We start from the raw sequence: 10358 nt of genomic DNA, 5'->3' as shown, positions 1-10358 counted from the left end.
CTGGCGAGCAAGTGCAAGAAGTGCGGTGCGTACTTCTTCCCGACAGTCCCATTCTGCGGAAATCCTGACTGCGCCAAGGACAAGGCCAACATGGAGGTCGTGCCTCTGAGCAACAAAGGCACAATGTACACCTATACTATTCACACGGCACAGCCGGCCCAGCCCTTCAAGATGGACCCGTTCAAGCCCTACGGCGTGGCCATGGTTGACGTCCCAGAGGGCATGCGCGTACTGGGCATGACCACTACCATCGAAGGCCTCAAGATCGGGCAGACGGTGGAGATGACGATCGGCAAGCTCTACGAGGATGCCGAGAACGAGTACATCACCTGGATGTGGAAGCCGGTGGGGAAATAGGAGATTATGACGATGAAACCAATGCGTGAAGTTGCAATCGTGGGCATCGGCCAGCATCCATGGGGACAGTTCCCCGAGAAATCTATGCAGGAAATGGGAGTGGAGACCATCGGCGCGGCCCTGAAGGACGCCAATATGACTTGGCGCGAAATCGAGAGCGCGGCCTTCGGCGCTTACATGTGGATCGCTGATCGCGGTGGCGTACCCTCCCTGCTCATGGGCACCTCCATCGCCCGCATGATGGGCGAGACCGGCATCCCAATGGTCAACTGCGTTAATGCCTGCGCCTCCGGACAGGCTATCCTGCGTGAAGCGGTACTGGCGGTCGCCTCTGGATACGCTGATACTGCCATCGCCATCGCCGCCGACAAGTCCGCTGGCGGGTTCTTCCGGCCCCAGCTCCGCGAGGCTGCTCCCACCAAATTTGACAAGGGTGGCTTCAATGATACCGACTACGTCCGTTTCTGCATGACCGGCGAGACTAACCCGGCCTACTGGGCCATGGAACTCAAGCGCCGTATGCACGACGTCGGCACCACCGACGAAACGCTGGCCTATGCCAAGCACCTCACATCCCAGGGCTCTGTGAACAACCCGTATGCCCGCTACCAGAAGGTCTTCACCATGGACGAGATCAAGGCCTCCAAGTACGTGGCCGAGCCACTCCGCCTCTTCGAAATCTGTGCCACTTCCGACGGTGCAGGCGCCGTTATCGTCACCACTTTGGACAAAGCCAAGAAGTACACCAAGAAGCCGCTTCTGGTCAAAGCCATCACGGTCGGCACCCCGACCTTCGGCGACCCGACCATACGGCTGACCTTCTGCTCTTCCTACCCGCGACCGGGCGTGCCCGACCTGTCCGAGTCCCGCAATGCTATAAAGGTTCTCTACAAGAATTCAGGTTTCCAGCCTGGGGACATCGACATCATCGAGCTCCCGGACAACTCGTCATGGCACTACCTGGTCTATCTGGAGTGCATCCTCGGTCTCAAAGCCGGCGAAGCCGACAAGATGCTCATGTCCGGTAAGGTACACCCGATCACGGGCGAACTCCCGGTCTGTTCCGGTGGCGGCGTGGCCGCCCAGGGCGAGGCCGTGGTAGCCCAGGGCCTTTCCCAGGTCTGCCAACTCGTCCGCCAGATGCGCGGCGAAGCGGGCGCCGGCCAGGTAAAGAAGACCAAGTTGGTCAACGGTCTTGCTCAGACATACGGCTACGCCGGCAACAATGCTGCCTGCATCCTGAGCAAGGCATGGTAGCAGTTATAGAATAATCATCTGGGCTGTCTCTATCGCAGAAGTCCACGAAAGGAGAACGGGATATGTTGAACATGGATGAAATGAAGAAGTTTGTCGGAAACAAGGGTAAGCCCACCGTTTTCGAGATCGACAAGACGATGATCAAGCGGTACTGTGAAGCCATTGGTGACCCTGATCCAAAGTGGCACGGTCGCCTGCCGCCAGGAATGTTGGCTGCCGCAATGCTAATGGGAGAGGGCGCGCAGATGCCTCCGTTTCCGTACCCCGGCATCGTTGATGCCGGGGGGGAGTGGGAGTTCCTCAAGCCGATAAAAGCGGGCGACACCATCACCATTGTGAATGAGTTCACCGGCGTCGAGGACAAGTCGAACGACAAGAGGAAAATGCTGCTCTTTTCCATGAAGTCCACGTTCACCAATCAACATAAAGAAGTAGTGGCCGCAGCCAGTGGCCGCGTGATGAACCTCGGCTAGAGAGAACAAGAGGATTTCTGCACCGAGAATACTACGCCAGTGGCAGCATGTTTGTAGTATAGGTGTAAGTCTGGCCAATCCTGATAGCCCTGTTCATGTTCAAATGGGCCCAGGTTGATGAGAAATCAACTCGGGCCCTGAACTTTTCATCAAGATTCATCCTCAATCATCAACCAGGCATAAATCACTAATATGGCAATCTGCATGCTCTCTCTACCAGCTTAATATCAAATGACAAATTGTATACAAGAAAGCTTATTACGGTGTGCTATACTCTATGATCGAGCGTTTGAATCACTGACCTGCGTTCGAATCGCTCATAACCCTGACTGGGCAAAATAACACAGAACCAATCTTCAATACAATAATGGTTAAGGACTACTATCAGATTCTAGGTGTTCCTGGGGATGCCAGCGACCAGGATATGAAGAAAGCTTATAGAAACCTGGCCATGAAATACCATCCAGATCGCAATCTTGGAAACGAGAAATGGGCCAATGAGAAGTTCAAGGAAATAAACGAGGCCTATGGAGTCCTGGGGGATAAAGAGAAAAGGAGACAGTACAATCAATTTGGAATAACCGGCAATGTTGGTGATATCTTCGGCAGCACTGCTACCAGAACTACCTTTGAAGATTTGATGCGGGAATTCAACGGAGCCGGTCTGGGCCACGAGTTCCTTGACGAAATATTCGGTGACATCCTTAAAGGTAAAGGAGGCTCATTCTCCTTCAGAACCTATGGCGGGCCAAGTGGCGGCATCAGGTTTGAGACTTGGCCACGGGGCAGGACTAATGCAGACGAGACCACCGATCATACCAAAAGAACACGGAGGCAAGATATTCGCTATGAATTGGCAATCTCTGCCGATGAAGCTGCCCAGGGAGTAAGGAAGCTGTTGACCCGGAAAGGCAAGAGAATGGAGGTAGGAATCCCCCCTGGGGTGAAAACAGGCAGTGTCCTGAAAATGAGCAATGCATGCAACATAACAGACAACCACCCTGGAGACATCTTGATTCGGGTCAAAATCAAATAGATGGCAGAGCCCCTGGCACAAGCAAGTAACCAGTACGCCATCTGTTATCGGTGATTATGGAGCCAGATGACGCTAGCTATAGCATATAGTGAGCAGATAAAAGGTTATGATTTCGGCCCTGGGCACCCTTTCAGGAGTGATAGGTATGCCAACTTCATGAACTTGCTGACGGAGAAGGTCAACAACTTTGAAGTTGTCGAGCCGAGGTATGCAACAGACAAAGAATTACTCCTTGTTCACGATAGAAACTACATCGACTTCCTGCAAGGTGACTCCAAGGGGATTTGGTTACCCAGCTACAGGTTTCTCAGCCCGGACACTCCCCTCCAGCCAGAAATGGAGAAAGCTGCCAGGTTAATCGTCGGAGCCTCTCTAACAGCAACAGAACTCGTTTGGAAGGGCAGTTTCACCAATGCCGTTGGCGTTGGCGGCGGCCTACACCACGCCAAAAGTAACTACGGGGCAGGGTTTTGCATCTACAACGATGTGGCTGTATGCGTTAAGAATCTAATTGAGAACCACGGTCTGGAGAGGATTCTGATTCTTGACACCGATGCTCACGCTGGAGACGGAACCTGCCAGATTTTCTACCAAGATCCGATGGTGTTGTTCATCGATATTCACCAGGACCCCCGAACCCTTTATCCAGGAACCGGCTTTGCCCATGAAATCGGGGAGGGAGAAGGCAAGGGTTTCACTGTAAATGTGCCTCTACCTCCAGGAGCCTCCGATGATGCCTACGAATGCGTATTGGATGAAATATTCACTCCTCTGGCAGAGGAATTTGCCCCCCAGATAATCATCAGAAACGGGGGCTCTGACCCCCACTTCGCCGATGAGCTGACTGACTTGGGGCTTACTCTCAAGGGCTTCGAAATGATCGGCAGAAAAGTGAGAGAAGTCGCCGAAAGAGTATGTGATGGAAAGGCAGTCGATCTCCTTGGAAGCGGATACAACCAAACAGTCCTGCCTTACGGGTGGCTTTCCTTGGTCTCAGGGCTGGCCAAACTCGACCTCGAGTTTACGGAACCTTTCTTGTTCTCTCTCAAGACTGACTACAAACTTAAAGAAACAAAAACGGTCATAAAGGAAGTCAAAGAGAACCTTAGGAGCTACTGGCGGTGCTTTGCTTAGGGACTGTCACTAAATAACCATTGCAAGTTATAGTATTCTATGCTATATTTAGGACATGGATACGCATTTGATCAAACAACGATTTGAATCCTTGGCAGGCTTTCTTGATGAGCGTCTTCGGAGGATTGTGGCTGCAGCGGAAGCCACCGCTATTGGTTATAGTGGGATTTCCATCGTCTCGCGTGAAACAGGGGTCTCGCGCCGCGCCATTTCGTTAGGATGCGAGGAGCTCACCTTAGCCCATGTTTGACAAATTGACATTGTTATTGGGGGAGGTTTAGCTTTGGGAGGGTTGGATCTGACGCCTGGCGGTTTTTGACGCGTAGTGACAGCATTGGCTTGACATGCTGGCTGTGGTCTGCTATAGTCAGCAGTGACAGCCATGTTTCTCAGATCCGTTAAGGCCCGTGGCAAGAAGGGCGAGAAGCACGAATACCTTCGCCTGGTGGAGTCGTACCGGGAGAACGGCGTCAACAAGCAGAAGGTAGTCGTCAACCTTGGCCGCAGGGACCTGCTTTGTGCCCATCTCGATAGTCTGGTGCGTCTCCTTCAGAAGGGAGACATCCCGGATAGCTGGGTGAAGTCGAGCCAGGTGATTCCCACACAGTCGGCCTGCTATGGGCCTGTCATGGTCATGAGACACCTGTGGCAAGAGTTTGGGCTGGAGGGTATCCTGGACGGCATCGGAGGTCAGAGGGAAAGAGACAACTCCCTGGCAGAGAGGGCTTTCGTACTGGCAGCCAATCGTCTTTGCTCTCCAGGGAGTGAACATCACCTGGCCTCGTGGCTGGAAACGGACTATGTCTGTGACCGGCATGGCCAAAGGTGGTTACCGGCGTGGGAAGAGCACGATAGAGTGCAGGTGAACCTGAGCTGGCTACAGCGCTGGTACCGCACGCTGAATGAACTGGTGGAGAACAAGGAGCGGATAGAGCAGGAGCTTTTCTTCAGGTTGCGTGACCTGTTTGCCCTGGAGGTGGAGCTGGTATTCTATGATCTCACCTCCACCTATTTTGAAGGAGAGGGACCACAGGAACTGGGGCGGTATGGGTATAGCCGCGATGGTAGGGGCAAGAACCGGCAGGTGGAGGTGGGTGTGGTCATGATAAACGGGTGGCCTATAGCCCATCATGTCTTTCCCGGCAACTTGAACGACTCCAAGACAGTAGCCGGCGTCATAGATGATCTACAGAGGCGCTTTGGGCTCAAGCGCGTGGTCTTTGTCGGGGACCGGGGGATGGTGACCTCGGACAATCTGACCATGCTTCGGGATCGGCAGCAGGGCTATCTGGTGGGACTGAAGCGGAGGAGGCGTGAGGGCATTTATGAGCTCATACAGAAGGCGACAGGGTCATGGCAAGAGTGTCCCGGGGAAGGGAAGACTCTGGTACAAGAGGTGGCCGGTGATGAGAGGGGCGTACGTGTCTTTGTAGTGGAGTCGGAGGAGCGGCTGGCATATGAGAGGGCGATGCGGGAGAAGGCCATGGAAAGGACCCGAGTAGAGCTTGAGGGTCTGAGGGCGAGGGTAAGCAAGGGACAGATCAAGTCGCCGGAGAAGATTGGAGCTGCAGCCAGCCGGATACTCTTAAGGCACCGCGGTCATCGCTACTACGGATGGGAGCTGAAGGAAGGGGAATTCCACTACTTTGAGCAGGCGAACCTGGAGCGGGAGAAGGCGTATGAGGGGAAGTATCTTATCCAAACAGAGGAAAAGGGCATAACGGCAGTAGAGGCAGTAGCAGCCTACAAGAGTCTCAGCGAGGTGGAGAGGGCCTTTCGGAGTCTGAAGGATGTCATCCGGATGCGGCCGATCTACCATCACACCGCTGCGCGTGTACAGGGGCACATATTCGTCGCGGCGCTGGCCCTTCTCCTCAAACGTGCCCTGGAGAAGAAGCTGAAGGCTCACGGCAGCAAGCTATCGGGAGAAGCGGCATTCGAAGCCTTGCGCACCATAAGCGTGGTAGAGATGGGGGTGGGGTCAGAGGTGAAGCGGGGAGTGACCTCCGGTAGCCACCGGGCCCGCGAAGTGCTGGGGGCCATGGGGATAACCTCCCTTTCTCTCCCATAAGACCAAACAAGAGGTCAAAAAGGCCTTTGTAGTGACAGACATGCCCCCAAAGCCCCTTTCTTGAAGCTACCCTTAACCCCTCTTGTCAAACATGGGCTAGATTGCCCAATATTCTACATCGAGTTGGGCCATTGTCAAATCGTGTAGCACTATACCAGGAGCATGAAAAAAACAGCGAAGGATTCTAGGCCAATGAAGTGAGGTAGTCAACCGAATGGAATGCAACCTCAGCTTCGAATATTACGAGGGCTTGTGGAAATACAGTGGGATGTGCAAAAAGAAGCCCCCAAGAGGGCCCGACTTTGGACACGCCATGAACATTCTGGACCCAAGTTGCCAATTGAACAGAACAGGCTTCTGTGTGATGCAACAGGATGGACGATTGTGCTCTCAATCCGCCTTGCTCTTTCCTACCTTAGCTTCGAGCGCTCTTCTTCTAGCCATTCCTCAATCTGGTCAATCTTCGCTCCTATATCCTGAATGGCACTCTCTTCTTCATCAATCCAACCTCCAACGCGATCCCTGAAATCGTCACTCCATGCAGACGCTTGCTTGTCGCGCAGCTCATCGAGATGAGATTCCTTGTGGTGTAAGACACCACTTAGTTTGTCAAGGCGCTCCTGAAGTTTTTCAATATTGGCGCGCACTCGATCTTCAAATGCTTCTCTCCCTTGCCTTTTTTGTTCGCGAAATGCCTCCCAAGCTCTGCCTTTTGCTTCACGCCATCTCTCCCAAGCCGCGTCAAGCTTTGCTTGCGCGTCGCTAAGTGCATCAAATGCTTCCTTCTTGTGCCGACCAAGCATTTCAACCTTATGCTCTGACAGAAGGTTCCAACCCTCTCGGAGCTTCCCAGAGCAGTGCAATAACATGTCCTTGGTTTCGTCAATTTCTGGTCCTGGGAGAAGCGCGTTAACCGCTCCTTTGACGGCCGTTTCAACTATCCCAAAAGTGACGGCATAGACACTTTCCTCGAAGCTGCTTGGTGGTGTCGCTTCGGAAGCGAGAACCATGATCTCGTCCTTCCAGCGGTCAGATGTGTTTTCCAGGTTCTCGCGCTGCGTTCTCTCCGAATTCTGCTCTTGCTTTACCCGCTCAACGAGGCTCTGAAAGCGATGCCAAGCTTGATCTTTCTCTTCCCGCGTAGGATAGCGCGTTTCCCTAAACGCGGCGCCTATTGTGCGAATGGAGTTCCAGAGCGGCTTCCAACGGGTGCGAAGCGGCTCGATCTCTTCGGCTTCGCTTTCGAGCAGGTCTATCAGCTGGTCTAGCGCGGAGTGGTCCATGCCCGATTATTGTACATCTGCGTGAGAAGGTCAACCTCTTGTATTCTCGTGGTTCTAATTGAACAAACCGCTATATTGTGCAGTAGTGATCCAAAAAGGCGGAGCCTTGTGCCATGCCTGCCGCGGACCTATAATTCGGCGCGTCAAGGATTCCGTTGCGACCTAACGGGTATTCGGTGTCGCCGAGTATTGGCGTCATGTGCCCTCTCAATGTATTGAATGAAACCCATGTTGGGTTACCCGAGGGCGGATGTGCGTCTTCACACACCCCTCTGTAAAGCGTCGATCCGTGGCCTCCTTGGCCCAGACGTAAGCCTCTCCGTTCCCAAGTGAGCTGACGTCCGAGGGCTTCAAGTTGGCGACGGCAGCGCATCCGCGCTTTATGTGCCGGAGCCAGTCCGGGGATGTCATACGATGCAAGATGACGATAGAGGACAGGCCGATAACTTTGTCAGGTATCGACAGCGGGTCTTGTGAGGCAATTACTAGAGCGGTTGCTTTATGGCGCATCTCTCGTACCAAGGTTTCGACCTCTTGCGCGAAGTCGGTGTGAAGGTATTTGTGTGCCTCATCTAATACAACAAGCTTCGGAATGCTTTGGCCCCGGAGTCTAAGATTCTGAAAACGGCGCAGGGAGACTAGGCAAAGGCGCATCGCCGCAAGCTCATCGATCATCTTATCTCGGATGTCTAGTATGGTTAGGAGGCCGGGCTGAGCGTAGTCGTTCCAGGATACCCCTTCATGGAGATAGCGTTGGGCCAGCTCGAGGCGGAGGGCCACCAGCCGCTTCTGGCCAGATGACATTTCCGACCGCTCAACGGTGTCCCAAATGCTCTCAACACCAATTGGGGGCTTCAAGTCTTGCAGGATAGCCTTGACGTACTCCATGTACAAGGTGTCACTACCAGGCACACCCATCAGAAGCTGCCAATCATCGGTGCTTAGCTCATTAGGATTGAATAACAACGGATGCACATCTATACCTGGGAGTTCTCTGCGGCGCTCCTCTAACCGTGAAGTTGGCACCAAGCAGATGACTTTCTCCACTGCTTGGGGCATGGCACCTATGGCCTCCTTGAGTGAGTGCAAATCCTTCTGTATTCTGTTAGGCGACCGAAGTCCCAGATACTCTGGGGGGTAACCTTCATCCTTGCTGTAGTGGAATACAACAGCAGCAAGGGGCTCTGTTAGTTGGTTAATGTTCGGAATCGACATGACGCCCATCTCCAGAATGACGCCAGTGGTATAGCTCTTACCACTGCCCTGAACGCCAAAAACGCTTATGGTCTGAGATTTTTCCTCTCCAGTTTCCTCGTCTAGGCCGATGCTTAGACTTAGCAGCACTCGACGCTTATCTACCCACCCCAATAGGCCCTGCTCCATTGCGCGCTCAGTGACCCCCAGAATTATCTCTCCTTTGCTATCGGGAGAGGCGGAGCTCAACTGCTTCTTCGGCACAACGGGCCAGGGATTCTTCTCAGGAATGGAGCCCTGTCGCAGCAGCATTTCTATAATTTGGTCAAGAAGAGGCCGAAACACTACGGCCTTGTACCGGTCTCGGTCAATCACCAAGAATGCCGGTCCGTCGTTTACCACCTTGGTCACGATCCCCTCTTTGATAGCCTCTTTGACAGAACCTTCCAGCATTTCCCTGGACACGCCGTTCCTCTCGAACTCTGCTAGGGTGGGTACGGGAGATCGACCCAGTAGGTTGAAATTCTGGATGGCGTCCTCCACCTCATCTAGGAAAGTCATATTGACCCCGACAAGCCCTCTGAGCTTTTCTGCTGCATCAGCGGTCAGGTAGATGAACACCGCCACCCATTTTGCCCCTTTGTATGCGCGGTCTTTATACTCGATGGCTAACTGCTGCTGTGCAAGATCGCTTCCCAAGTGAGTAATGTGGGGAAGGATCCTCCGGTGACCAATCAAGTCGGTCGATGATGAAATGGAGGTGACGCCGTCGAAGTCGTATGCGTCTTCCGGCACTCTCAAAGAATAGACATCCGCACCCTGGGATGCGGCTCTTAGGAAGAGTCCCACTATCGCTGGGGGATATCGCGACACAATTTCGTTCAGGACCTCCTCTGAAGCCTTAAGGTCAATGTCAACAAGCTCTCGTCCGATTACCTTGCCGCGCTCACTTAGAGTCGGCCAGCCCACCCCTAGCTGCTGGAGGACCTCTATTTGCCGTGATGCCACTTCCGGGGCTAAACGTCCGGCGCTAAGGTAAGATGCTCTGATTGCCTTCAAGAGCACATCAGCCGAATCGGTTAGGCCGTACTTTTTCAGCGTCTCCTTGAAACATTCCACTTCCGATAAACTGGATGTCATGGGCAACCTCCTGTTTTTTATGAAGTCGTTTGCTATACCTGCCGCGACTCTTGCAAGGGCAGTGCTAACATCTTGGCCTAGGAGCCTGGGTCACGACTATTTGCCCAAAGCTGGGCTGGGCGCAAGCGAACGGTTGTTTTGTGCCTAACTTATCCGCGTTGTCCGAGTGGTGACCCACCCTCCTAGATAAAGGCTCTAGCATCTGCATTGGCAGTCAGGGCCAATACAGCGTAGCCTTATAGGCGGCAACCTGTCAATCTTACGTGTGCCTTGGCACTGTTCGATTGTAGTTGATAGGTTACAACAGGGATTTATCTAGTTGGTCTTCTACAATCTGGCTGATCGTTCAGTACATGTCCTTTGCAGCACTGCTCTTTATCTTTTTTGATAAAATGATAAAGAGGTGGTATCGT

General features: G+C 53.3%; 7 protein-coding genes and 2 pseudogenes. 7 read left to right on the top strand and 2 right to left on the bottom strand.

The genetic code is table 11. From position 1 onward, the window contains the following. From NTZ04_02540 to NTZ04_02510, 7 genes and pseudogenes are all read left to right on the top strand, one after another. A partial coding sequence (locus NTZ04_02540; protein ID MCX5991197.1) for an OB-fold domain-containing protein occupies positions 1 to 357 on the top strand: 357 nt, incomplete at its 5' end. A 12-nt stretch (positions 358 to 369) separates the two neighbouring features. Beyond that, positions 370 to 1614, top strand: a complete 1245-nt coding sequence (locus NTZ04_02535) for a hypothetical protein (protein ID MCX5991196.1) — start codon at positions 370 to 372, stop codon at positions 1612 to 1614. A gap of 62 nt (positions 1615 to 1676) precedes the next feature. Further along, positions 1677 to 2087, top strand: a complete 411-nt coding sequence (locus NTZ04_02530; protein MCX5991195.1) for a MaoC family dehydratase N-terminal domain-containing protein — start codon at positions 1677 to 1679, stop codon at positions 2085 to 2087. 364 nt (positions 2088 to 2451) lie between these two features. After that, positions 2452 to 2679 (top strand): annotated as a pseudogene (locus NTZ04_02525) (DnaJ domain-containing protein). Between the two features lie 510 nt (positions 2680 to 3189). Further along, entirely contained in the window at positions 3190 to 4257 is a 1068-nt protein-coding gene (locus NTZ04_02520) for an acetoin utilization protein AcuC (GenBank protein ID MCX5991194.1), read from the top strand. Positions 4258 to 4312: 55 nt separating this feature from the next. Further along, a pseudogene (locus tag NTZ04_02515) lies at positions 4313 to 4489 on the top strand (ISAzo13 family transposase). A 150-nt stretch (positions 4490 to 4639) separates the two neighbouring features. After that, the gene (locus tag NTZ04_02510; GenBank protein MCX5991193.1) at positions 4640 to 6328 is read left to right on the top strand and encodes an IS1634 family transposase; all 1689 of its coding nucleotides are present in this window, start codon (positions 4640 to 4642) and stop codon (positions 6326 to 6328) included. A 410-nt stretch (positions 6329 to 6738) separates the two neighbouring features. Here the strand turns inward: NTZ04_02510 and NTZ04_02505 are convergent, their stop codons facing one another. Together NTZ04_02505 and NTZ04_02500 are read right to left on the bottom strand one after the other, a co-directional pair. After that, positions 6739 to 7611: a hypothetical protein gene (locus NTZ04_02505; GenBank protein ID MCX5991192.1), complete on the bottom strand. Its 873-nt coding sequence runs from the start codon at positions 7609 to 7611 to the stop codon at positions 6739 to 6741. A 207-nt stretch (positions 7612 to 7818) separates the two neighbouring features. Continuing rightward, entirely contained in the window at positions 7819 to 9945 is a 2127-nt protein-coding gene (locus NTZ04_02500; protein MCX5991191.1) for a hypothetical protein, read from the bottom strand. Positions 9946 to 10358: the final 413 nt, after the last annotated feature.

The sequence above is a fragment of the Chloroflexota bacterium genome (genome assembly GCA_026389585.1).
In the GTDB taxonomy this organism is placed as follows: Bacteria; Chloroflexota; Dehalococcoidia; order UBA2247; family RBG-13-53-26; genus JAPLHP01.
The sequence above is the reverse complement of the archived record's forward strand: the minus strand, read 5'-3'. Positions and strand labels throughout refer to the sequence as shown.

Coding starts and splice junctions, on each gene's coding strand:
- NTZ04_02535 (MCX5991196.1), top strand. CDS start 370: ATGAAACCAATGCGTGAAGTTGCAATCGTGGGCATCGGCCAGCATCCA.
- NTZ04_02530 (MCX5991195.1), top strand. CDS start 1,677: ATGTTGAACATGGATGAAATGAAGAAGTTTGTCGGAAACAAGGGTAAG.
- NTZ04_02520 (MCX5991194.1), top strand. CDS start 3,190: ATGACGCTAGCTATAGCATATAGTGAGCAGATAAAAGGTTATGATTTC.
- NTZ04_02510 (MCX5991193.1), top strand. CDS start 4,640: ATGTTTCTCAGATCCGTTAAGGCCCGTGGCAAGAAGGGCGAGAAGCAC.
- NTZ04_02505 (MCX5991192.1), bottom strand. CDS start 7,611: ATGGACCACTCCGCGCTAGACCAGCTGATAGACCTGCTCGAAAGCGAA.
- NTZ04_02500 (MCX5991191.1), bottom strand. CDS start 9,945: ATGACATCCAGTTTATCGGAAGTGGAATGTTTCAAGGAGACGCTGAAA.